Below are 26,093 nucleotides of genomic sequence, written 5' to 3'. Positions count from 1 at the left end.
TACGTGTTATATCTTAAAAACTCCTTCAATTCTGTGACTTGTTACTACAGAGCATAAACCTCTAAATAGAACAATAACATAAGAAAAACAGCACTGTTTAATATAAGAACAGCACTGTTTACTTAGACATTGACTTTTATTTAAATTAGGTAATTATTCAGACACTGCACGTTTTTCATTTAGTATGTTGTCTTTATCTATATAGATACGGGTATTCATTTGAATATCATCTTGTATAAAGTCCTTCCCTTTATCTCGTGTAAAGGACAAACGATGAATGACTGGGAATCTTCTTGTCAATTCAAACGTCGATGTCAGTTCAGGAGGAGATACCACAATCCATTGTATTTTTAGCAACTCACATAAAGCAAAAATTGGTGTAATGACATGTTCCGATACCATTTTACTGAAAGGATTGTCCGATATTAAAACAGACCAGCCTTTTTTATTACTCTTCATCAACATTGCCATGATAATCATCTGGGTCATCAATTTTTGACCACCACTGCCGGAAGCCTCAGCATAATCACCGTGCATAATGGTTTCCCATTCAGAATAATAAGAGTCTCTTGGCTTCTCGTATAGCAAGTGATTTTTGCCACCAGGATTGTAAATAAACAGCGTGGGATACTGATTTCCTAAGACCTTTAGCACCAATATACTGACTTCAATTCGTTTTTCGATGTCAAAGATAGGAATATCATTGATGTCTTCATAGTCATTCTGAAGCTCGTCTAAAACTTTAATAAAGAAATCCGTTAGGATACTATTGTACTGTTCCAAACTTTCATTAAACTTGTAATGATTTGAATATTTAACTAGTGGAAAAGAGTGATCTTGATAGTTTTTTATTTTCATTTTATGAACCATTTGTTTCATTTTCTTCACGATAAGATTTACTCGATAGGTTGCTCTATCTGTCCACTGTTTTAATACAGCGAGACCTTCATTCTTATTCTCGCGAATTTTTTGTAGTTCCACCTCAAATGATTCAAGTATGCTGTTGACCCCTTCGTGCCGTAGCAGATAATCTTGTGAATTGATGTCATCGAAATAGGCATCTACTCTCGAGACAATCTCCCTATCCATATCCTTTGTTTGGGCGATGGCTCTGCGATATTCATCATACTTCGCTTTAAACTCCACTCCAGATTTCTGCAATTGTTTGTTCATATAAGTGAATTCCTTGGTCCAAGAAGAAGTTTTCTGCTGGTAGTTCTCCTTGATTCCCTGTAGCCATTCGATGTCATTAAAATCTTTGATGTTGGTCTTTTCTAAATCCATGTCCTCTAGTTGTGTAATATTGATATTTAATGTATTCATTGCTCCCTGATTGATTTTTCGAGCATCTTCGGTTTTCCTTTTCAAGGCAAGGACTTGCTGACGATTTCTTTTGATTTCTTTATCTTTTTCATCCAAATCTATCTCAGACCAATTTTCCGGCTCCTTAGTCGGATTGATTTTCATGACATTTGTTTTTTCACTTTGTAAAAACTCATCAGCTAGTTCTTTAGTACCCTGTTTTTTAGTAAATCCCATCTTTAAGTTGTCTGCTCTTTCTTTAAACTCGGTAGCATTCTTTTCATGAATTCGAATGGACTGTGCTATCACGTTTTTTGATTCCTTTGGTACGGTTAAAGTCCTCCAGTTTTTATCAAGTTCATCAAGTTTTGTCTGAATATCAAGAATCTTTTCATCCAAGTGGCGAATATCATTGGAAATAGCTTGTAGGTCAAAATTCTTTTTCTCAATTTCATTATTTAAACTGTTGTACTTAAAGATTTCATTTCTCAGCAAGTCAATTTCCTCTGTTCGATAGGTAGGGATTTGTACATCTTTTTTCTCGACTGAGAAATCGCTGTTTTTATTCAGTGGATTTTCTATCCAAGGAAAAATATGCACCAGGAGTTTAAATTGTTCTTCTGCTTCCCCTTTCCACTCTTTATAATCCTCACGGTAACTTGCAGCTTTAAAATCGTTATTCCGAATCACACGCCCCATCGACTCATATTGCTCTTTGAAACTTTTAATTTGGTTGTAAATTCCGGTCTTTTCTTTTATCAGTAGCTTATTTCCCTTCATTTCCTCTATCCAAGAAGTGACGACTTTGATGTCGTCCTTTACCAAACTTAGGTCATTTTTTATTTTTTCTAATTGAGCCGCATTTTCTTTTGTCTCCATATCTATTTCCGGCAACCGATCACTAATCGTTTGTAACAAACTGGTGTGTACTTGCAGGTCCTCAGCTAGTCCATTACGATCTAAAAGAAGAAGGTGAGAGTCCGGTTCACTTAGTGATAGTTTGCATTTTCCAATCAATGTCTTCAAACGTGCTACATACTCTTTTTGATGGTCGACCAAATAAGCGTAATCATCCACTTTTTTATCTAACTCGATTTTCTTCTCTCTGAAGGAATACAAATCAAGAGCCTGATGTAGCCACCCATCAATGGCGACAAATGATCCCTGTTGGAACGGATAGAGACGTTCATGTTCCTGCTTCATGTCAGCTCCATGGTTTCTCATATCCCCACGAACAAAGATGGGAACAGGAGATTGATAATATTGTTTTTCGAGGAACGAGAAATCAATATCCTCTAAATCCTCTGAATGAACCACTACACCATACGGGAATAAAGGGTATTTTTCGATTTCTATTTTCGTCAATGCTTCACCAAGGTTATCCAACATTTGATATAAAATCTCCATGGCCAATTCACAGGTGATACCTTGGGAAGAAATCTGTTCTTTTACCAAAACGATATCTTTATTCGGTATCCAATAATCCGAATCTTTTAGTAAATCATATTGGGATTCCAATGACCATCGTTCCTTTGATTTGGAGTCAATGGTATTTTCCGTTAACGTACATAATTTCTCTAATATTTTTATGGAAGTACCCATAACTTCTTTTGAGTATGTTTCTACCCGTTCATTGGTGATATCCGATATCTCTTCAATTAAAGCGTTCTCCTTCTGGCTTTTTAATTGAATGTCCCGGTTTAAGTCCTTAGTTTTTTTATTCAGGGAAGAAACCATTGCGGAACTTTTACCTTTCTTAAGCAGAAGTCCGTTTTTCTCTGTCTGCAAATTATTTTGTTCTGTAATTAAGACGTCATAATTCTCTTGAAGTGATTGTTTTTTTAAATTCAAATTATCAAGAAGAGAATGGGGGTCATCGGCAACCATTTCGCCGATGAGACCTTGAAGCTCCTCTTTTTTCTTTTCATGTACTTCCAAGAGTGTATTGATTTGAATGATTTTTGTTTCCAACCCTTTAATGGAATCTTCGATATTTTCAAGCAACAGCTTGTCTTTTTTAATTTCTTCATCGCATAGTTTCATATAATCAAGATGTTGTTGCTTAATAGAAGACCACGCCCCTTGAATAAGATCCCAATTATTTTTTAATTTCCCTTTAAATTTTTTCATTTCATTTTCTAAGTCATCTATTTCAAGCAGATTTTTCAACTCGTTATATTGTTGGCGTTTGTTATCTCGATTTTTGTTTAATTTGGCGTGTTCGAATAAACGTAATTTAACGGTATATTCATTAAAGAGACCTTCTTCCTTGGTTAGAAGACCCATTACTTCTTCATACTTGACTGATAGTGAATTAATCTCTTGTTCTAAACCGGATACTTTTTGGAACGCATTTGCATAGCCAAGATTTGCCGATTCCCACTTTAGTTCTTGCAGCTGGTTGTCGATACCCTCAAGTTTTTTTGCAATCGCCTTGTCGGTTTCGACTTTGATTTGAACTTGACCTTTCATAAACTCCTTGATGATATACCCGTTTTTACGATGTTCTAGCAGGTTTTTTTCTAACTCAGCGCATTTTTTTAAATAGACAGCCACCGGTGTTAGTTCGTCCATCATAATTTTGTACGTAAGTTCCCGTTCCAACAGTTTTGGCATTTCTTGATTGGCTATCGCTACATCCTTGAAAGTTTCAGCTAAGCTTTTGGATTCTACATAGCTTTTCTTATAGTCCGGCTCAATTTGTTTATCAAGTGTCGGGATGATGAGATTAGACATGAGACTATGGTTATCATTTGCTCTAGCAAAAAAAGCAGAGACATCCCCTTCATCTTTATTGATACTCTTCAATACACGCCATTCATTCGGGTCAATCCCGTAGTTTTTGAGAGTGGAAAAATACTCTCGTTTTTGATTTCGATTAAAGATTTTCACATGGTCATCATGTTTTTTTAAGTAATTCTTTAAATCATCAATCGATAAGGCGATTTGAGTATCCTCATTCCATACCGGAATAGAGGCGATATCAAAGGGAGTCTGTTCGTTCTGCTCCACAATATATAAGAGATATTCCGGTTCAATAGGTGAAGCATCTCTTTTGTTGCTAATCTTTGGTTTGGCGGATACCGCGATTCCTGTCATAATCTTCGTATGGGGTTCCCAACCGACTAGCCATTCGATGAGTACGTGAAAGGAATAAGGAACAAATTTACGCTTGTCATTAAAAAAGAAGCTGTCCACCATCTTCTCTTCTTTTCCCCAACGAATGAGAGGGTCTAGCAATTGAAAGATGGCTTGTAGCAAAACGCCTTTCCCGCCCATATTAACTAGTGTAATCAACGTATTTACCGGTTCCCCATCACGGTGAAAAGGGAGCAACGTATCTTTATATTGTTTTTGCATCTTGGCGTATTTCAGACCCGCGATTCGTATTTGCTTTATCAAGGAATCCATCTATTCATCTTTCCTCTCATCATCTTTAATTTGATTTATCAAGTTTTTAATTTCATGAAACTTCACATTGTTATTAAATTGCAAGTCCAAACGCTCATTGAAAATACGAGTTGGTACCGCTTCGGCGTTTTTCTTGAAGATTTTGATAAAAACTAATCCGTCATCTTCTAATATTTTCATAGCTGTATGGATCAATCCAAATTTCGTTTTACGATTCATGGTCACACGCTGGCGTAAAGGATAATCAATGTCAAGGTCTTTCCACATATGATATATTTCGTCAATGGCAATAGAGAATTTTTTTGAAAACTCACCATTGCTTTTTACCTGCATATCATAGAACTGTTTGAAAACTTTGTCAGCCTGTTCGATAAGTTTATAGTACGAAACACCGTTTTGAAGCCATTCTATTTGACTAGTGGAAATTTCGATACTAGCTTCGGAGAAAAAGACGAAGTGTAGTAAACCAATTAAATGTAAAATCCTCTTATTTTCTATCACATAGTATTTTTCTTTCATTTGTGAAAACGCAGAGGAATATAACGAACCGTCTTTGGTAACCAAGTGGAGATACTCTTTGCCCAGTAGTATCTCAGTTCCTTCTACTTTGCAGCGATTTTTAAGAATAAGTCGTGCTGATTCATTTTGTTTATATTTAAAAACCAATGCATCTTCATCCTTCAGGGCACGTTTTTCCAACAAAGCACTGTAAATCTCATTGGCGACTTCCACACTTTCCATGTTAAGCATGATTTTTGACACCCTCCTTTAAGTGCAGCTGGTAATCGGTTATGATTAATCCCCTACGGTCATCCAATGTAAATGAAACATGTTCACCTTCTACGAATTCCGTTACAATGTACTGGTTTAATAATTCTTCAAAGGTTTCATCCTCATGTATGAGCTCTTTTAAAAGGCGAACTCGCTGATCACTAGAATTTAGAAGGTCCTGCTTGGTAACGAAAAGCGAGTTATTCACAAATTGATTCCATAGCTCAATGGCATACTTATTGTTTAACCAAACGCTCTTGGTTTCAACACTATCAAAAACGGAATGAAGATGAATGGTCCCTTTTTTTAACAATTCATAAAAAACAGGTTTCCATAGCTCCACCAACGGTTTCCAATCAGTAGGAGGAATAATGAATCCATCGTCGTCATCCGAAGAACCATCATCGTCATCGCCATCTATATTGATGGCAGGCATCGTCACATCTTGGTCAATCGACCAATCTAAAGGGTAAATCAATGGTTTCTTAGGTGAAAATAACATGGAGAGTAGTTTAAACATGTCATCTGGGTCTGCAAAACCTTTTTGAAGGATTAAATCCTCCCAGATGGATTCTTTAAAGGAAATACGAGGTTTTTTCCAAAGCAGATGGAAATGATTTTTTCGAATTGTGATTTCCGTTTTAATATTTTCAATGACCAGTTGCGCAAGGTTATCATGAAGTTCTCTTGTTTCATTGATTTTCTCAAGAAGTGCTGTGACCTCTACTTCTAAATCAGGCACATCATTAATTTTAATTAACAACCGTTCCATTTCCATATACCGCTCTTTTTCTTCAGCAAATTGAGTTTCGACATTCCTCTTATGGTCCTGACCGGTGAGACGAGTGTAACTATTGATAATTTTAGGGTTCCGTTTAATCTCAATAGAAAATATGCTTTCTTTTTTGATTAATTTTCGAACCCTTATAATTAACCTCTGTAATCTATCCAGTGCATCCCGATAATTCCCGCTCTTTATTAATTGCAATGCCACCCAGGATTGAATATCAATATCTAATTCATCTAGAATTTCATGACTCATAAAGATAATTTCATATGATTCTTCTGTTAATTTATAGACATAGATTTGTTCTTCCAAGTTGCTACTTTCAAGTTCATCCTCTAAAAATCGAAAGGAATGTTCTTCCCATTGTTGTTTTTTTTCGTTGAAATAAGGGGCTTTAAAAGCATTCAAGTAGCGTGGGTCCCCACTCCAGATAAGCCCTTCAACAATGCGCTCACTTCTTCCCTTACTCGCTTGAAAATTATATTTGGTCAGGACTTGTTTGGTTAGATGCTCTAATTCGGGTATTGTCCTTCTCTCATCTGTTCGTACTTCACGTTTAAAAATCTCTAATAAAATGTCGAGACAAATGTGCCGTATATACGGTGACAATTCACCGACTTCCATCCCTGTCCCTAAACTCCATATGGGATTTAATCGTTTTCCACGACTTTCAATATTATTGTAATCTACCTCCACAATTTAACCTCCAACTTTTATATAGTGTCAAAATTTATCACTTCTTGCGGTATTCGCAAGCCCTCTGTAAAAAGAGGTTCAATTTGATGATAAAGATGTGGAAAATGAGTTTTGAAATATTGTTCAGCCCCGCTCGCCAAGACTTGACTGGTTTGTTGTGGGTAATATTGTTGTTTCATCATCATAAAGTCATAGATATCTTCAGCTAATTGTATGTGATAATCAGGAAATCGGTGGACTAAAGTGTAATAAATGCTTAGGCCAGAAGGGTCAATATCTCCAGCGTAGCTAATGGTAGAATTCTTTTCTCGCAACAGCCTCTCGATGTATGGAAAGGTAGAAACAATCCCATTGCCTTGACCAAAAATCAATAAACCCGGTCGTTTTTCAAAAATCCATTCGTTCTTAGCTAATTGTTTTTTTAAAGTGCGATACGTCGCTTTACCCTCAATAATCAACACATGAATGTTGGACATCTTATCGAAATCGGCAGATATCCAATATTCAAATTCATTTTGTTTCTCCTCTATTTTCAAATCATGAAGGGTTAGGTCAATACGTTTTAAAAATAACTTCCCCTTATTTGAGCTCAAAAATTTTTCGTCACCAAAAAGCATCAGTGACCGCTCTTCTCTATTTATCCAATTATACTCATCTTTCGTTTTCATAAAATGATATAGGGCTAATAGTTTAGATAAGTTATCTTCCGTTTGAAGAAAAGATAGTGAGCGGTATTTCCTCACATTCAGTTCATCCAATAGCATTAAAATCATGCTATCGTTCCATCTCTGTTTTTGTTTCCTACCAAATAACCAGTATTGTTCGTGTAGTACCGGGGCAAGATTGTTTAATCTGGATGATTTAACCCGTTGGACCAATCCCTCTTCCTCTATTTGTAGGAGGGATTCATAGAAACGGCGGTACCCTCCTGCCTCTTGATATTCCTTCTCATTATAATAAGAATTCTTTACGGATAGTTCCAAAGCCTTTACGGAATGCTTTGTCTTTTTCGTCTTTTTCTTTGTTATATCGACAATAACTTTCAGCATTTTTGAATACATGACATCACCTGTTAGTAAGATGACGATATTTTCCCCTTTTTCGGGTTACACCAAGCGAGGTAAATATTACCAATTTAATGTAAACGTATAAGATTAAGCCTGTTTTCGCAAGTTATTTATTTTCCAAATAACTGAAAATTAAATAATTAAATAATCAAAGTAATTTAAAGTAAAATATGCAAGAAATTCTTTATTCCCTGAGTAAGAAGTATGGAAGTAATAATGTTTTTTACGGATCTCCAGAACAAACAATTCTGATTGTTAATCGATACGTGAAAATCTATAATCAATTAAATTTACTAATCAACCATTAAATATAATGACTTCTTAATTTTCGTAACTTCATATAGGGTGATTGTTAAAATATAGTTTTCTTTTTTAAGATGTACTAGGCAATGGAATGAAGACGAAAAAATATCCAGACATTAATTCCCTTATCGTTTTTTTGAAGCAGTAAAAAATAATGGATTTCTGTTCTACACTGCAGATTTAAAAAAATTACCTATAGATGAATATTTTCATATTTACCATCCTTACTAATATTGAAGTAGTTTGTTTCAATTTTTTACCGCAAATACCCCATTTACCACAATGCTTATATCGGCTATCCACTTGATACCCAGGACTAGATAAAAAGACACTAAATCACGCGAATAAGAATTGAGATTGAACGTTCCGCGAAATAGAACAAAAAGAACGGTATAGTTTTAAATATCATATTCGAATATCATAAAAATAAAGGGGGAGGTTCACCTATGGGATTATTCGATAAATTTTTCAGGAACAAAAAGAAAAATGAACAAGAAGAAAATAAAAACTCTTTCGGAGAAATGAGAAAGATGATTGAAAAAACAAAGAAAGATGAACTGAAAGAAAGTGAAAACAAAAGTATTGGAAGAGGTATTTCTATCAACCTCACACCAAACTACGAAGACGGAAATATTACAATTTCTTCTCCTGTTGGCGTATCTACTGGACGTACCACGAATGATTTTTATGTATATGAATGGTTCATAAAAAAAACTGGCGAAATTTTTTACGTGGGCAAAGGACGAGGAAATCGTTATAAAGAATATCATGCAAGAGCTTATGAAGCTGAAAAAATTCGCGAACAATACGAAACTGACTCTTGTTTCATTGCAACTGGATTAACAGAGGACGAAGCTATTGAGCTTGAAAGTAAAGACATGGCTAGAGTGTTAAACGAAACAAACAATAGATTAACAAACCGGATAACCCCTTTGTTTGTTAATCGTGATAATGGTTATTCTCGCAGTCCTAACACACCCGAATTAAAATTTGAAACTGCTCCTGTGTTGTTTGCAAATGAAATTGATGAGCATTACTTCGGACAAAAGTCTAGAACGTTTGACAAAGTAGAAGAGAAAAATTTGAAAGCTGTTGTATTCATCACACGCAATATGCGAGATGAAATCAGCATAATCTACGGCGAAAACCTAGAGAAGTATCTAGATGAAGTGAATGCTCTACTAACAGAAAACGGTAAAAAAATACTAAAGAGCAAATATGCTAAGTCCGTTAGTGCATGGATATATTTAGGCGACGATGAAGTCCAAAACTATGAGATAGACCAACAACAAGCCTTAGAGAAATTAGGTAGAAACGTACCTACCTATCATCTGATTGATGTTTGGAAGTTTCTAAAAGAACAATACGGCGAAGTTGTAGCAAAAGAGAGTGAACCTTCTTCTATTAACCCTGTTCACTCACGAGTACCTTTATCTGAAATAAAAAATCTACACAACTGGGACCGAGGTTTCGACGAGGGTATGCCATACTGGGAAAAAGGAGATAAAGAACGTAAGGCGGGCAACTTAGAAAAGGCTATTGAGTTGTTCGATAAAGCAAGATACAACGGCTACAATGCACCTGCGCTATACACGTCATATACTATGACGTTTCGGAAATTGAAAGATTATGATAACGAAATTGCTATCATAGACGAGTGTATTGAGCGTTTACGCACCGAAAAAATAAACGTGAACCAAAATATCATTATCGCCATGAGAGACCGTCGATCAAAAGCATTTGAATTGAAACAAAAGCAAAAGTAAAAATACAAAAAAGAGACCACCTTTCAAAGTTAAGTAGTTCAAATAACGTGGGGAAAACTTTACTTTGATTGTAAAATAGAAGATTTATTCTAATTCGATAAAACTAGAGAGAAATAAATCGGTTTAAAAACGGTAAAGAACACTCTTTACCGTTTTTTATCATTAATCGCTAGAAACTCCCCGCTTTAACGTTAGGAAGTAGCAAGAGACATGCTTACTAAAACTTGAACACTCGTTTGAACCATGTATCTTTTTCTTTACTCGTTATGACCATTGTCGCTATTTTACCTAACATATCTGTTAATCCGCTTTCAAATTCTATTGTTTCATCATCTGCATCTGTATAAGCATGAACAAACTCATGAATTAAAGTTCCAGCATATGCTTCAACACTTTTCAATTGGCTTCTTTTTATAATAATCGTACGGTCCGATTTATCCCATAATCCTAGCGCATCTGATCCAGTAAAGCCATCAGGTCTCATGGTTTCAGAAATCTTGATTGCCTTTACAGGTTTTATATTTTTCGGAAACCATCCTTGAATCACATGTTTTAACTCATAAATTTCCTTTTCTTTTTTACTTAATTCTTTTTCATCTACAAATTTAAATTCAAAACTATCATTCCAATGCACTGAATAGTAATCCAAATTCACGATTTCATTTCCAGAAATGTCTTTTGTTTTAGATAATTTGAGTGCAAGCGTTTCTGGTATGGTAACAATTCTATGCCCTTCATCTTTCGCGTAATTGATATATTTACTGCCCCCGATTAAGTCATCCGAGGTTAAAAACAATATTTTTTCTTTCGAGTTTAAAATCTTACATGCGTGCAGTTGCACATCTATCCATTGTAGCTCATCATGAGAGTTACCTTTTTGAATTTTTTCAAGATCACTAACCAATTTTTCTGCAAATACAGATCCAGTACATGCCAGTAAGATCGATTTCATTCGATCCGAATACGCACTTCTTCCTACATTTGTTCTTTCTCTGTTTAACGATTTTAAAAGTTTTTTAGTTGGTGAGGTAATATTGTAGGAAAAGAGCAAATTTTCTTCCTCAGCTACGCAAAGCCCATTCACATAAATGCGAGATTCCTTGTTATCCACTTTTTCAAGTAAAGCGCCATATTTTGTTTCTTCAATCACTTGTTCTCCTGAATATAATAAGAAAAAGTCTTTTGCTTTTTCAATATCTGAATCTTGCAGCCCTTCTAAAATAAATTCGGTCCCAACCATATTGCGATCTGAAGGTTCTTGAACGATTGCATGCAATGTCGTAATATCTGCAAATCCTTCTTTCGATAACTTTTTAATTGTAATATCATTATGCTTAGATTTTATTAATACATGTATGTTTCTTCTATCAAAAGTTGCCAAAGCGTCTTTCAATCCGACTCCAAATTTTCCAATTACTTTTTCGACATGTATCAATTTTTCTTTATTTTCATTTTGCGTTAAGTGATTATGTTTCAGTCCTCTTCCGTAATCTTTAATATGCCATTTTCCATTATCATCTTTCCATATGATCGGCTCTTTTGTTTCACTTAAAATAGATTCATCCAATGCATTCGCGATGATTTCCCTTAATGCATGTGCTACAGTCCAATGTTCCAAAACTTTTTCAATGTTTAAATCGAATTTCTTCATATTTGTACACCTTTTCCTCTTTGACATGATTCTTTCTTATAAATTGTTTCTTTATTTTATATTTCATATTTTATAATAATATGGTTTGTTATACAAAGTTAAGACTATAGCACTCAAATTATGAAAACCAGAATGAAAAAGGCGTAGATTCCAGAACTGGGAAACCTGTAGAACCAACACTCTTAGTAATAGAAAAGATATCAAATGCCCTGAATATAAGTACTAAATCTTTATTAAAAGAAATAGGATTCATTACAAAAGATAATATCAAGGGAACCAATACAGAATTAGAAAAGTGATTTGAAGCTATTATAAACGCCCCTCCACAAAAACGTAAGGAATTAAAAAGATTTTGGGAGTTTATAGTACAAAAAGAAGATTAGTATACCAAAAATACCTACAACTGACAGAGGATAAGTCTTGAGTTAAATCCTCTCCGGAGACATATATTTTAGTTAAGCTCAAACTCAATTATATCAATGGTTTGAGCTTTTTTATTTCTTTTGTAAAATCAGTAAAAAATGTGGACAATTAAATCCATAACAAGTTGGCTTGTCTATTTAGGTTAAAAGGTGTAAATAGAATAATTAAATGAAACTGCGAATCCCTATTTCTACTGTAGCAGACTTACCTTGTTCCAGTTATAGATACTAATCTTCCCTCTCACCAATAAAATCAAACATATTTAAAATTAAGAAAGGATATACATTCATCAAGAGATGAAAAGAACAATAATAGTTTATCTAGTGAATCACAACACAAATAAACTTCCATTAATATACAATATGGTATTTGTTGGATTATTGCGACTTAATTGTTAAAAATCTTAATGTTGAAATATAGGACGTGGATAGTGTAGGGATAATTTATAAGGGGGGATATATATAATGTTTAACAAAAAAAGTAGTAACAACCGTAACAATGTTAAAATTAGGAGGTGGATTTACTTTTTGAGTAACACCAGCCTTTGCAGATTCTAGTAAGTCATCTGTAATCTCTACTCCTATTCATTCTATTCAAAAACAAGAACATGATCCTTTTACTGGATATGTTATTTCAGTAGATAACAATTATTTAGTAGTTGCTGCTACTTCTACAAAGGATGAAGCACTTGCTTATCAAAATAATTGGTGGGGGTTATTTTCCCAGAATAAAGTTTTAAGGGTTCCGGCTTCAAATGGAAAAGACTACAAATTAGGTGAAAAATTAAACGTATATGCAGCTTCATGGACTAAATCTCTTCCACCAATTGCTGGTATGCCTACAATTGAAAAAGTAACCCAGTAAAGAAGGTTCCCTCATTAAAAGAAAAAATATACTGTAGAAATAACAAAACTCAAAGGCATAAAAGCTTTTGAGTTTGATTAACCATATTTATATTGCACAAACCGCTATTAAACTCACCCTAAAAAAGTGAGCATATTATTAATTCTTTTATAAACTTTCGTAGTACTCCACTAATTCTTTACAATATTTCTTTGATGCCGGAATATCACCATGTTGACCAATTTTCTTTTTAAATTGCATTGCCCGTTGGCTAGGATGTACCTGGTGGTTTAGGCCCAAATACATATTATGATAAAATAGTAATGATTGATAGTCTCCTATATGTTCTCTATATAAATGATTATCAATTTCTTTAGCAGTTCTCCATGTTACTGTTTGTAGTTTTATAAAATTTCTGCGAGATAACTTCTTAATTGGCAATGTTGTGACCTCACCATTTTTTCTTGATTCATCAATATCCCTTCCAAATGCATGTGCAACTTCATTTCTAATATTACGAATTTTTTCTAATTCACCTATGTTATCTCTTAAATATTGCGGTACTGTTCCAAAAAGTCTTTCATAAGTATTCAACCTACTCTCCCACGTTCCTTTAGTACAGCCAACAACTAGCTTATCAAAATTAGAGGGTTTTTCATTTCCGAATTTTATAATTTCAATACCATCAATTCGTCTCGGTGTTCCAAATAATACACCAATATCTGATTCCAATGCTAAGGGCACAATTGTAGCAATATATGTTTCAAGATTCGATGAAATAGCTACCAGAGCATTCAGATTTGTCCAATTTTCAAGACCATTAAAAGATGTAGACCAATCCTTTATATCAGTAAATCTTTTCTTTTCCCAGCCATGCTCGAAATTAAAATGTTTTTCTGGTTGATCCTCCCACTCCGCATTATTAATCCCTAACATTTTATATGTATAATTATAAGAATTATAAAATGTAGTATACATCTTATAAAACTCATCATTATGTTTTTTGAATACTCTCCACGCCCATGAAGTTTCACTTCTAGGCTGCCAACGATAAAATTCCATTCTTCTCCCCCTCTTTTAATTATTTTTTATAATACACCTGACAAGTATTAAATGTTCCTTGTCCTTCTATCCTGAGTTTTAGGATTTTCTTCCTTTGAAGACTAGGATAATATGATATATTTTCAATTCAATATTATACATTAAACTCTAAAAAGTCTTTTAATTCAATACTTACTCCACAAAATACTTGATATTAAAAGTAAACCTTAGCAAAATATTAACATTTTATTAATCCAATTATCAATATTTATAAATTACACTTACTAGTCATTTAAATTTTTTAATTTATAATGTTCCTTATGCATTGCTGGTAATCCTTATTTTATTATTTTAAGATAGTAATTCCTCCGCAATCTGAACTGATTGCTAAATAAGAAAATCAGGAAATAAATACGCTTGGATTTAACTGTTTAGAAATTTAAAATTTTCATTATAAATTAGCGAACTTTATTCTAAATTTACACCTTAATTATATTTAATTTCTATGGATATACCCTAACAAATAATTTTATTAAATCACAAAAATGCTATAATCAAAATATAAAAAATAAGATAGGTAGGTGTTCATCATAATTTCAGCTATTTTTTTAAGACACTACAAGATATATCAAGGATTATACTTTATTCCAATTTGTAACGATTATAAAAATCAATACTCAATTTTTGTTGGGAATAATGCCGTTGGGAAAAGTTCAATCATGGAAGGGTTAAATACCTTTTTTAATGGTAAGACATGGAATAAAAATAAAACTGGAAAAAGAGATGAAGCGTTTGTTGCGCCTTTATTTTTAATTGAAAAAGAAAAGCTTAACAGTATTGTCGATAACCAAAAAGCTAAAGAATTTATTGAATTTTTAAGTGAGTATTTTTGGGAAGCAAATGAAACTATAAATCCTAACCTCAAATCAAAGGAATTTAAAACTTTCTTTCAGTATAGAGACGAATTAAAATACAGGTATAGTAAAGACGAATACTATTTATTTCTTATTGGAATTACCTATGACGATAAAAGTAAACCTTATTTTTCAACATTTGAACAGGATATAATGAAGAATATTCCAGATGCACTTAAGAACTATAACTTCCATGAACTATTAGATATTATACGGAGTCTATATTCATATATATATATTCCTGTCGAATCAACAACAAGTGATATATTAAAAATTGAAAATAAAGAAATGCAAGAACTGATGAGTACAGATATACTAGAGCAAATTGATTCAATACTGAATGAAAAGAAATTTGAACAAGTTAGAAAATCTATTAGTGTAATAGATTTTCTGAATCACTCTCTTAATGAATATATGGATTCTATCAATGACATTATAGGAGAAATCGATAATACTTATGCATTTAAAGTTGAAAGTGGTTTTAAAAAAAATTTAACGTCTATAGATGTTAGAAAAAAAATATTAGAAGCTTATTTTTCAATCAGGACGTTAAAAAAGGACAGGAAAGAAATTTATGAATTAAGTTCTGGTGAACAAAGAATAGCTCTAATAGATGTAGCAACCGCATTTTTAATTGGAAATAAAAGTAAGAATAATAAAAGTATTATCTTAGCAATTGACGAACCTGAAAATTCATTACATATATCAAGGGCATTCAGTCAATTTGAGAGACTCCAAAAACTCTCAAATGAGAATCAATTATTATTAACTACTCATTGGTATGGTTCCCTTCCAATAACAAATACGGGTAATGTTCAATATATAGAAAAGAACGAAGATAAAAGAGTTAAAATTAATTCTTATGATTTAAATAATTTCTTCGAAAAGAGAGGGGCATTACCAGAAGATATTCAAATAAAAAGTTACTTTGAACTTACTTCTTCAATTTTAAGTTCAATGCGGGCTAATGGAACAAATTGGATTATATGTGAAGGTAGTGATGATAAACTATATCTAGAACACTATCTAAAAGGGGTTAAAAATTTAAAGATATTTGCTGTAGGTGGTTGCGGAAATGTCGTAAAATTATACCGTTATTTATATACTCCATTTGCGGAAAAAGATGAAAATAAAGCATTGAACAGCAAGATATTATGTTTAATAGATACAGATGATATATTAAAGACTATTAACATCCCTTGCGAAGTGAATAATAAATTAAGAGTTGCAAGGATGCAATTTGATAGAAACCAAAATATTGAACTTCAGAGATTAACACCAAGTGGTTTGTTCACACCTACTGAAATTGAAGATTGTCTTGACCCAGAAATTCTTTATTTAGCCATAACAGAAGCTATAAACCGATATGGCAGCTTAGAACAAAGAGATTCTATAGGAAATTTTGCATTTAATTTAAAAATGAAGGCATCTATTGTTAAGGGAGAAAATTCAATATTTAAACCTATAAACCTGAGGGGTTACGAGGAGAAACAGCTCATTTACGACTTTATTGATGATAGTAGAAATAAATATCTACTAGCTCAAATTTATTTAGAAGAAGCTAAAAAAAGAGCGGCCGAAGCAGAAACTCCTCAACTATTCCAACTAATAGCAAAATATTTTCACAAGTGAAAATACACTAATTAAAGATAATAATTTTTATATTCATACGGATGCATTTTTTAATAAGAGTTGCTGGATTTATCACTACCAATAAAAATTTAACCACACTCTAAATAAATCATTCAAACTTTAATTAATTTATTAAAGTTGTTTTAAAAAGCACCCATTATATTTGAACTGTACCCTGTAAAATGGACAGTTTAATAAAAAAACCTAAAAAATCAAGCACTTAAAAGATGGTTCCGATATTCGATCGGAACCATCTTTTTTAAGGTCCACTGATAACGATTATAATTATACTCCTCCATATAAGCCTTTATGTTGCGCTCAAGGGATTCAAAGGTTTGACATTCTTTGTAATCTAATTCATCTTTCATATGGCCAAAAAAGGATTCCACTGGTGCATTGTCTAAACAATTGCCCCTACGCGACATAGATTGTCTGATCCCCATTTCTCTTACACGTTTCTGAAATTCAGGGTGTGTATAATGAATTCCTTGTTCTGAATGTAGAAGCGCTTCAGGATGAATGACTTCTCCTATTCTCTCCTTCAAGTTATCTAATGTTTGATAGACGATATCCATTTATAAAGAAGAGGAGACATGATAGACTAAAATCTCTCGTGTTATGCTGTCTTTTACACATGATAAATATGCCTTCTTTCCTTTTCCATAAAATAAATAGGGCAAAAATTAAGTTTCTTATAATTAGAGACATAGAATCACTAATAAAGTGTTTTAATATTTATTGAGTACTCCCTATGTAAAAAATTAAAGAAAAATTTTATCATAGGTATTATACAATACTTGAATTCTATACTTTTTAACACCTTCAACATTTCCTTACAAATAAAACCAAGAATTAAAAATTCTTTAATATACCTCTTAATAGATCTTTCTGTTTAATTAAATATTTACTATTTCAATTCCCCCAAAAAGAGGGCATCTAATTGAGGTAATTTAAAATAGTTAAGTTTAATATTAAGGTGAAAGGATGTTTTTTTATAATCAAAATTAAATTTAAAGTAGTATTAACATGTCTATTTTAAAGTAAACAGATATCAGATTTTTACAAACAATGTATTCTGAATAATTATTGTATTCTTTTGCTACCAATAATCTCAAATAAACTATTTCAATTCAGCTAAATAATTGATTGGCTCAAGATTAAAATTTGTACTAATACTACCTTGATAAATTTTTAGTTGTGGTCTATCTGTTTTCAACCCAAATACTCGATAAATATAAAATGTCTCAGTTTTTCCTTCTGAAAATTGCACTTCGCTACTCGAGATAGGAAATGGAATATTCGCTTCATTAATTGTACCTTTTACTTCAATATACTTCTCTTTCCCATCAGTCTCATAAGATAGAATATCATATCCAAGACCATCACCTTCAATTTGGGATATGCGATGTACTTTTTCCGCCAAATATGGAAATCCCATATTGATAAGGCTTTCTTTTTCGTATTTTAATACTAATTCTTCAGCAGCGTCACCTATTCTCCCTTTAACATCTGCTTCAGCGACATAATCTCGCTTAACACCATATCGATTTCGAATAGATGATCCTCTCTTTATTATTTTATTAGCTGATATATCAGAATCTGTACTTAGCTCAAGTTTTTTCCCTTCTACCACTAAATCATTATCAGTAATTTTTATGGAAGTAATTGAACTTTCATATTGGTCATTTAAAGAAACATAAAGTAAAGCCTGCATTCCTTTTACACTCAAAATAGGTATTTGCTTATCATAATGATAAATATGTTCGATATTATTTTTAAGTGAAATAGGCCTTAACCCTTTAATGTGAAAATACGAATAGATTATCATTGGATTTTTAGCTGTGATATGAGTAACCCCTGCTAAATGTCGATAATACTCAGGGATTAATTTTACAAATTCAGGTTGAGTAGCGCCAGCATAATCTCTATCATATATCCCCACAAGTTCAGCTTCGTATAATAATTTAGCTTTACGGCTATAGAAGATTACTCTGGTGGTCATATTGTTAGCTAATTGTTGTTCAATGTCTTGCTTGTGCTTCAATGAGATACCTGCTTGATCTCGGCTTGTAAATTGCCCCCAAATTAGTTCCCCATTATTGTTTAAACCAGTAATTTCATGTTGTCTGATTGTACTAACAACCTTAGGAAATCCTTCATTAACGTCATTGAATTTAATGAATAAATGTTTAACAGGTTTTTGACCATCGTTTTGTTTCATTATTTTTCCTACTCATCCACTTTTTGTATACCCTCTTCTATATCACTCACTATACTCTTTTTAAATTACCAACGCAACCCTTTTATTAAAAAAACGAAATCTCTTTATAAAAAATAAATAAAAATTAGCTAATAAAACCCAATGAATTAAACGTTTTCAATAAAATCTGTTATGTTAAAAATAACATTTCCCATAAACTAAAAAACAAAAATCCTTTACCACAATTATATTTAAAACATCGTAGAATCTCCTTCTTAAACTAAAATAAATGCAAACAGAATATCAAACGAATCTAAAGGAATTTTGATATCTTTAATTCAGTTGAATTTATAATATAGATAAAAATATTCAAAAGATTAGGATTAGTATAGAGGACTCGTTCATTTTAAATATGAAGACTTATCTAGGTGTCAAAGATAAATTACATTCGCTCTTACAACTGAGTATTTTGTGAAAAAATATAGATTTGATTATGATTATTTTTAAAAATAATACTCCTTAGAAACATAAGGTAACTTTATTAACGATAAGAATATTTGGAGAACCAAAGGATAGTCTACATGAAAACCATTACAAACCGTTTCATTCGTAATAAAACGGTTATGAGAATATATAAATCCCTTCTTCTTTATATAAATCTGCGCTTATAATAACCATTAGATCTTTTAATTTTTCATATATGGTTTTCCGTATCTCACGCTTCCATATATTCAAAATCTTTAAATCACTTTATTCAATACGAATCTGCAATTCATCTAAAATAAAATAGCTGCAGGATGGATTTTCCTCTTAATGTAAACTTTAAAAACCAGTTTATTTGGAACGATAACACTATCAAATACGAACTTTTCACATCCTCCCCAGAATATAAATTCATTATTTTTATTAATACAAGATATAAATCGTCATTTTTAACTATATAGTTGAGAAGGAATACTTATAAAAAGGAGGAGGATCATGATGAAATATCAAACAATATTTCCCTCATTAAAAAACTCGCTTTTTATCTTTATACTTTCTTTCAGTATGTTAATACTTTCACTTCCTGCCCCAACCTTTGCACAATTCGATAACAATGCAAATTCTGGACCAAATTACTATGTATCTCCAACAGGAAACGACCTCAATCCCGGCACATTAGATCAACCTTTTGCTACTATTCAAAAAGCTGCTAATGTCGCAAAAGAAGGTAGCACCATCTACATAAGAGGCGGGATTTATAACCAAAAAGTTCGTGTCACTCATTCTGGAGTCTCGGGGGCACCTATTACTTTTCAAAATTACCAAGATGAAAAAGTCATTCTAGATGGTTCTAAAGTCAAGTTAGAAGATGATGTGTTATTTACAATAGAAGACAAAAACTCTATTCAAGTAAGAGGATTAGAATTTCGCAATTTAAAATCAACGAAAGTTAGCGAAACCCCTATTGGTATTTATATTACTGGGACAGGAAGTAATATCGAGATTAGAAATAATTATATCCAACACATTGAAGCAAATGTAAAGGATGGGAATGCACACGGCATTGCTGTATACGGTACTTCAACTAGTGCACAAAATAATCTAAATCATATTGTCATCGATAATAACGAAGTAACAAATTTGAAATTAGGGCTTAGTGAAGCAATTGCTGTGAATGGGAATGTAGATTCCTTTGAAGTTACCAATAACAAAGTGCATGATAACAACAACATCGGAATTGTTCTGATTGGACATGAAGGCGTATCTTCAGTAGCTGCTTTAGATCAAGCACGGAATGGAATTGTTCGTAATAACATTGTCCATCACAATTCATCCATCAATAATACTAGTTATAATGAATATTCAGCTGATGGTATTTACGTGGATGGCGGAAAGGAAATTATCATTGAGCAAAATCAAAGCTATGAAAATGATCTCGGTATTGAAGTAGCTAGCGAACATGCAGGAAAAAGCGCAAGCCAAATTACTGTTAGAGACAATACAATATCCAATAATATCATGAGTGGCATTGCAATTGGTGGATATGATAGTCAGCAAGGATATGCAGAAAATAACACAATTACGAACAATGTAATTTATAAAAATGATACAAAAGATTAAGAGAGTGGCCAAATCGAATTAAATTACGATACTCGGAACAATGTAATTACCAATAACCAAATCTATGCAAGTAATAGCCGTATTTTTATTAGCAATAGTTTTAATAAAAACACTGGGAACAAACTGGATTACAATCATTACTATGGTGAATTCGATCAAAGTAATGGCTTATGGCAATGGAAAAGAAAAACGTATAAAGGATTTTCATCTTATCAAGCAAGTATGAGTCAAGCAGGAAATGAACAACATAGTGTATTTAGTAAATTATCCCCTTCGCTCAAACAAATTTTAAAATAAAACACCTCTACTAAAACAGCTTTATCTTAATTCACTTCATCTCTCCTTTCCTATAAAAATGAAAAGTTGTAGTTTCTATTGAAACTACAACTTTTCCACACTTATAAAGACTCTGTATTTATTCTGTCAGTACATAGGCGTACCTATAATTATATTAGTAAGCTGGGATTAATCTCTTTTAATACAAAGGATTTATCTTCCTCCTTTCTTACTTCATCATTTTAATCGGGAAAGGGCAGTTATACTTCTCATGTTGCGTTCGTCTTTTTAATTACATACTCCACCCAATTCAAAATAAAAAGAGGGATGATTTTCCCTCTTAAATTAATTATTTTACTTGAATTTCTTCCTTAGAATTCTCTTAGGCAAATATACCTTTTTATTTCTTGATTTTTTTATATGCCTCATTCTTAATTTATTATTTTGTTTTATTTCATTGTTGTATTCCTTTATAACCTCACTTCCACTCCCCCTCCCACATGCTATAAATAAGGTTGATAGGATAAAGAGAATGCTATTAATATCTTTTACTAATTCCTCTTGCTTTCTAAACAGTTGCGTACCTGTTTCGATTTGACTCCATTTCTTCGCTAAGATAAAACGTGTATCCTCAATAACTGTATGATTAGCAAAGCTATAATCAGCAGCGGATTTATGAAAACTCCACAAAAGATCTAACTTTTCATTAATAATGTATATATCGGTATCATTTCCCATGTCGTTTGTCATATTAAAAACTATTGACCATCCTAAAGAAACAGCAAACAAAATATACCCCAATCTTTCTATTTTTATAGCAAACTTTTTATTTTTTTCTATAAGAACAGTTAAAAATTTTAGAAAAGTGATTACTACAATTATTACTACAATAAGCATAAAGATAATTACTAACACTTTAAAGTACTTCCTTCCATTTAATATCCTTATTAAACATACCTTCTCAATAATGAGCCCACAAGTAAAAATTATATATTTAAGTTTAAAATAAACATTACACTTGAAGAACTAAAGCATGTTTCAAAACATTTAATCTTACAAAGCATAACCTAGAATCCTACTTAATAATTCTTATCATCAAATTCATTACATGTTTTGCCAAGGGGTAGTCAAATCTAATCCAACTTCTATCTCAACTAAAGTAAATCAAGTTATTGGCTTAATAGAAGTACAGATGCCCACATTCCATAGTGAGATTGAAACAAAAGCAGTAAAGAAAACATTAACTATTCCTCATTTGGTTGATAAGATAGGAAAAGCTAATAATGTAAATTACTCTCAAGTTCTACAAGATGCATTAAAGAAGCATTTAGGTATTACTGAAAACAAAAATATATAAAAGAGATGAATTATCTTCATCTCTTTTTGTATCTCCATAAAAAAATCAAAAATTATTTCTAGAAAATGATTATTGGCTTCTCATTCCTCATCAAAAGCCTTCTTAATAACTTCAAAAGTAGCTATTAATGATCCACCTAACAAAATTATTCCCAAAAGAAAATAAATGATAAAAATTGCATAATACATATACAAATTAGAATTTATCGGCAAATAAGGGAACAAAAAAGTTACGAGTAAAAAAATTAATGTAACGAGCATCAGTGTCAAATAGTTCAAATAAACGTTTTTATTTTCTGCTCTAGATTCATAATTTTGAAAAGACATACAAGCAATTGAAATTGCAATCAAACCTATAATTGTGCTTATTCCTAATTTTGCTGTTTCCTGAAGCATCTCAATTAACATTTTCATATTTCCTATGGTATTACATATTACAGTAATCACTGTAATAATTGCTAACACTACGACTAATCGAGTAATAGCTCAAATTTCTTTACGGATTTTTCTCATATATGATAGCCTCCTTCTATACAAGAATAAAAGAAAACTACATAAAAAAATCAATAAAATTAAATATTAAGTTATACAGTAAAAATCCTTAAGAACGTGTCTAGTCCTCATCATATGATCTATACTTCTCACGTAATATTTCTAATTCTTTCTTCTTCTCTTCAATATCTGCACAAAGAAATAAGCTCACTCGTTCTATTTTCTTAAATGGCACAAGTTTACCATCTTTAATCATTGTACTGATTCTCACTTTACTAATTCCTAAAACAGCCATTACCTCTGAGGTCGTTAATACCTCATCATATAAAAAAGAAAGGAATTTCTCTTTATCCTCAAACTTGTACACTTTATTCATCTTTCTTCTTTAAAAACCCCATAAAGTCTTAATAACTTATTTATAATATAAAGAACTAAAAGAATAATTAACAAGATATCCAAAATCGTTTTAAAAATACTCGCTTTGACTGTATCTCTAAAATATTGTAATGAAAATAATTAAGAAATTCGATGAATTACTTGTTTTCTTCATATAGTTAGCGCTATAGGTATCATTCCAAATATCAGTGCAAACTTTGCCAATTTGTTTCCCACCTTCGTTCTTTCTATATTTATTTGACCAAATCTATTTACTTAGGTAAAAGGCATCACAACATTTCTCCACCTATATTTATAAATTCGGACAACTCTTTAAAGAATAATAAAATACAAAATAAAAAAGTATCCCTTATAGATACTTTTACTATCAGATAAATATTTTTCAACTTATCTTTCTAGTTTAGATACAAAATCAAAGCCTTTTGTTTTCTTAAATTTCATCTTATGTTCAAAATTAACCATTGAATCAGAGCAATCAATAGAATCCAACTGCAGAGAATTTAACGTAGCTTTATCAATCTTTACAGATAATATGGTACCTTTTTCCTGATATCCTGTCGCCGTATTAAGTTGCTCGTTTAAAGCATGGACATAAACATATTCTACTGGTAATAAAGCAAACATATCTCTAGCAATACGTAATACGCAACTACATACATAATCTTGTTCAATATCAAAGTACTTCCCTTTTGGCATAACCTTTGTAGATACCTTACCAGTCTTTGTTAATGCTTTCATATCTTTAGGTACAACATGTTCTGTGTGTACATCAAACTCTATCTCTATAAAATTTGATTCTTCCACAAAAAATTCAAAACCACTGCCGAACTCCGTTAAATCATCTAAAGGAGCAAACTCTTCAATTACTTCTAAATATGTATCAATATCCTTATTAACAATTTTTTGCGCAACATGAACCATGCGTTCCCAGCTCTTATAATCTTCTAAATCCTCTTTCTTAGCTTCTTCGATCTTATTTAAAAGCTCTTGTTTTTTCTTTTCATCCTGCTTTAAAATTTTTGAAAAGAAGGATGGTTTGTAGTTATCTAGTTCATTATTAGCTATTTTTTCTTTTGGTCCTACAGTTCCTTGCTTAAAAGGAGCTTGTCTTTTCTGTATCTCTTCCCAATTCACTATCTCATCACATTCTTTATGAATGGAATGAATCATTTGTAATCGGTTTTCAAACATCTCTACTTCTAAACGGTGTCTTTCAAGTTCCTGCATTTTTTCTATTTCTCTTTGCTGACGGGCTAATTCATTTCTACGTTGATATGCAGATGTTTTATATTTTCTTCCTGAAGATAATGAATTTGTATATGAAATTCCAGTACCAGGAATTCCAGCTGTCACTTGTGAGCGTCCACTAGAATGAACACTATATCTTAACCCTTTTGTTCCTGCACTTACACCAATTCCACGCTTCCCTACATTCACACGCACTCCTGGAGCAATTTTAAAACTCTTCCGAAATCCGAATCCCATTTTTAATATCCTCCTACTGATTTTGTTATTTTAATTATATAACTTAATGAAAATAATGGATATTTTTATTTAATCTTATAAATAAAAAGCACCTATAATATATAGGAACTTTTTATTGATTTAATCTATAAATTCTTTTTAACAGAACATTTCTTCTCATTTTCAAGTTCGTCAATACACATATCGATTACCTCTTGTATTATTCTAACCCTAGTTTTATCAGTATGACTCATAAGATATGCAATCATAATACCAATGATAAAGAATACTAAAGCAGTACCTGATCCATAATAGAATACTTGAGAAAGTCCACTATCCATTTTTGGAAGAAGGTATTTTGTAACGTCAACAATTTTTCCTGTTACTACCATACTAGCAAATGCGGATGATAGTATTGCGAATATAAATGTTTGAAATACTAGCACTGTACTATCTTTTTCCACTACATTTAAATATGCTCTAAATCTTTTTAATTTATTTATATCTCTATGAAAATATCGTTGTATTCGTTTTTTAATAATACCAATATTATCAATAATATCTTTTGACACAATAGAATTACCTATTATTAATTGCAATTCAGCTTCAATATCTTGTATCCCCCCTGTCCATGCAAATAACTCCATTTCTTTTGTTTTCTTTTTTAAAATTTTTTTACGTATCCATTTGATTGTCTTTACTAGAAAATTAGCTATTATTATGTCCAATAAAAGACTAATAATGCAGTATAAAATTAGTCTAATATAATTAGTCCCATTTCCTATAAATCCTCTTAGATGGTCTATAAAAACAGAGAATACTATTAGTATTACAAACAAAACAAATGTGACTAAACATAGTTTTTTCATCATCCAAACCCGCTTCCTATATATTTAAAAATGTTATATTTCTATATAACGTATCATAAATTTACAAGTTTAATCAATCTTTCTTTCCGCTAAAAAATTGTTTAAAATAGAACAAATTCGTCTCTATATAAAGCGAAGATCCTTTTCTACTATGCTATTCAAGTACTTCCGTTACTTCAGTTGCATACCAACAGTTATACTTTTTCTTTTTTGAGCTGATCGATTGCTATAAAATAGTTGGATTCTTATCGATTGTAATAATACAAAGCTTTGAAACACAATACTTTAGGAAAAATACAACTGAACTCTTTTCTTATTCCAAACTAGTTA

15 protein-coding genes and 4 pseudogenes are annotated in these 26,093 nt (G+C 31.9%); 6 read left to right on the top strand and 13 right to left on the bottom strand.

Features of this window, described 5'->3' with window-relative positions; genetic code table 11:
* Positions 1–153 precede the first annotated feature (153 nt).
* The 4 genes from ACS2CR_RS06935 to ACS2CR_RS06920 are packed head-to-tail and all read right to left on the bottom strand — an operon-like array spanning position 154 to position 8,028.
* Positions 154–4,713: a hypothetical protein gene (locus ACS2CR_RS06935; RefSeq protein WP_153602690.1), complete on the bottom strand. Its 4,560-nt coding sequence runs from the start codon at positions 4,711–4,713 to the stop codon at positions 154–156.
* Positions 4,714–5,463 (bottom strand): DUF6063 family protein, encoded by a 750-nt coding sequence (locus ACS2CR_RS06930; RefSeq protein ID WP_153602691.1) that lies wholly within the window; start codon positions 5,461–5,463, stop codon positions 4,714–4,716.
* Positions 5,456–6,967 (bottom strand): hypothetical protein, encoded by a 1,512-nt coding sequence (locus tag ACS2CR_RS06925; protein ID WP_086790507.1) that lies wholly within the window; start codon positions 6,965–6,967, stop codon positions 5,456–5,458. The genes ACS2CR_RS06930 and ACS2CR_RS06925 overlap by 8 nt, the downstream gene beginning before the upstream one ends.
* A gap of 17 nt (positions 6,968–6,984) precedes the next feature.
* A complete protein-coding gene (locus ACS2CR_RS06920) occupies positions 6,985–8,028 on the bottom strand; it encodes a Wadjet anti-phage system protein JetD domain-containing protein (RefSeq protein ID WP_153602692.1) in 1,044 nt (347 codons plus the stop codon).
* Positions 8,029–8,783: 755 nt separating this feature from the next.
* On the opposite strand from ACS2CR_RS06920, the gene ACS2CR_RS06915 reads away from it, so the two are divergent.
* Positions 8,784–10,103 (top strand): GIY-YIG nuclease family protein, encoded by a 1,320-nt coding sequence (locus tag ACS2CR_RS06915; RefSeq protein WP_153602693.1) that lies wholly within the window; start codon positions 8,784–8,786, stop codon positions 10,101–10,103.
* A gap of 217 nt (positions 10,104–10,320) precedes the next feature.
* Here ACS2CR_RS06915 and ACS2CR_RS06910 read toward each other — a convergent pair whose 3' ends face one another.
* Positions 10,321–11,754 (bottom strand): ATP-binding protein, encoded by a 1,434-nt coding sequence (locus ACS2CR_RS06910; RefSeq protein WP_309567758.1) that lies wholly within the window; start codon positions 11,752–11,754, stop codon positions 10,321–10,323.
* A 119-nt stretch (positions 11,755–11,873) separates the two neighbouring features.
* Between ACS2CR_RS06910 and ACS2CR_RS06905 the strand changes: the two are divergent.
* Together ACS2CR_RS06905 and ACS2CR_RS06900 are read left to right on the top strand one after the other, a co-directional pair.
* A pseudogene (locus ACS2CR_RS06905) lies at positions 11,874–12,137 on the top strand (helix-turn-helix domain-containing protein); the annotation flags it as partial.
* Between the two features lie 538 nt (positions 12,138–12,675).
* A pseudogene (locus tag ACS2CR_RS06900) lies at positions 12,676–13,041 on the top strand (DUF3221 domain-containing protein).
* Positions 13,042–13,188: 147 nt separating this feature from the next.
* On the opposite strand, the gene ACS2CR_RS06895 reads toward ACS2CR_RS06900, so the two are convergent.
* Positions 13,189–14,082, bottom strand: coding sequence for a hypothetical protein (locus tag ACS2CR_RS06895; protein WP_098518186.1), 894 nt, complete (start codon positions 14,080–14,082; stop codon positions 13,189–13,191).
* Between the two features lie 560 nt (positions 14,083–14,642).
* On the opposite strand from ACS2CR_RS06895, the gene ACS2CR_RS06890 reads away from it, so the two are divergent.
* Positions 14,643–16,607: an AAA family ATPase gene (locus ACS2CR_RS06890; RefSeq protein WP_153602695.1), complete on the top strand. Its 1,965-nt coding sequence runs from the start codon at positions 14,643–14,645 to the stop codon at positions 16,605–16,607.
* 212 nt (positions 16,608–16,819) lie between these two features.
* Here the strand turns inward: ACS2CR_RS06890 and ACS2CR_RS06885 are convergent, their stop codons facing one another.
* Positions 16,820–17,182 (bottom strand): IS3 family transposase, encoded by a 363-nt coding sequence (locus tag ACS2CR_RS06885; protein ID WP_153602696.1) that lies wholly within the window; start codon positions 17,180–17,182, stop codon positions 16,820–16,822.
* 545 nt (positions 17,183–17,727) lie between these two features.
* Positions 17,728–18,828 (bottom strand): DUF3883 domain-containing protein, encoded by a 1,101-nt coding sequence (locus ACS2CR_RS06880; protein ID WP_153602697.1) that lies wholly within the window; start codon positions 18,826–18,828, stop codon positions 17,728–17,730.
* 960 nt (positions 18,829–19,788) lie between these two features.
* Between ACS2CR_RS06880 and ACS2CR_RS06875 the strand changes: the two are divergent.
* Positions 19,789–21,207 (top strand): annotated as a pseudogene (locus ACS2CR_RS06875) (right-handed parallel beta-helix repeat-containing protein).
* A gap of 333 nt (positions 21,208–21,540) precedes the next feature.
* Here ACS2CR_RS06875 and ACS2CR_RS06870 read toward each other — a convergent pair.
* Complete coding sequence (locus ACS2CR_RS06870) at positions 21,541–22,101, bottom strand: hypothetical protein (RefSeq protein WP_086790501.1); 561 nt, start codon at positions 22,099–22,101, stop codon at positions 21,541–21,543.
* A gap of 217 nt (positions 22,102–22,318) precedes the next feature.
* On the opposite strand from ACS2CR_RS06870, the pseudogene ACS2CR_RS06865 reads away from it, so the two are divergent.
* Positions 22,319–22,543 (top strand): annotated as a pseudogene (locus ACS2CR_RS06865) (type II toxin-antitoxin system HicB family antitoxin); the annotation flags it as partial.
* A gap of 80 nt (positions 22,544–22,623) precedes the next feature.
* Here the strand turns inward: ACS2CR_RS06865 and ACS2CR_RS06860 are convergent.
* From ACS2CR_RS06860 to ACS2CR_RS06845, 4 genes are all read right to left on the bottom strand, one after another.
* Positions 22,624–22,950, bottom strand: a complete 327-nt coding sequence (locus ACS2CR_RS06860; RefSeq protein WP_254905287.1) for a hypothetical protein — start codon at positions 22,948–22,950, stop codon at positions 22,624–22,626.
* Positions 22,951–23,155: 205 nt separating this feature from the next.
* The gene (locus tag ACS2CR_RS06855; RefSeq protein ID WP_086790512.1) at positions 23,156–23,401 is read right to left on the bottom strand and encodes a helix-turn-helix domain-containing protein; all 246 of its coding nucleotides are present in this window, start codon (positions 23,399–23,401) and stop codon (positions 23,156–23,158) included.
* Positions 23,402–23,817: 416 nt separating this feature from the next.
* Positions 23,818–24,915, bottom strand: a complete 1,098-nt coding sequence (locus ACS2CR_RS06850) for a DUF4236 domain-containing protein (RefSeq protein WP_086790500.1) — start codon at positions 24,913–24,915, stop codon at positions 23,818–23,820.
* A 125-nt stretch (positions 24,916–25,040) separates the two neighbouring features.
* The gene (locus ACS2CR_RS06845) at positions 25,041–25,766 is read right to left on the bottom strand and encodes a hypothetical protein (protein ID WP_086790499.1); all 726 of its coding nucleotides are present in this window, start codon (positions 25,764–25,766) and stop codon (positions 25,041–25,043) included.
* Positions 25,767–26,093: the final 327 nt, after the last annotated feature.

Source organism: Bacillus cereus group sp. BceL291 (assembly GCF_051776705.1).
Lineage (GTDB): Bacteria > Bacillota > Bacilli > Bacillales > Bacillaceae_G > Bacillus_A > Bacillus_A cereus.
This window is presented reverse-complemented; position numbering and strand designations above follow the sequence as displayed.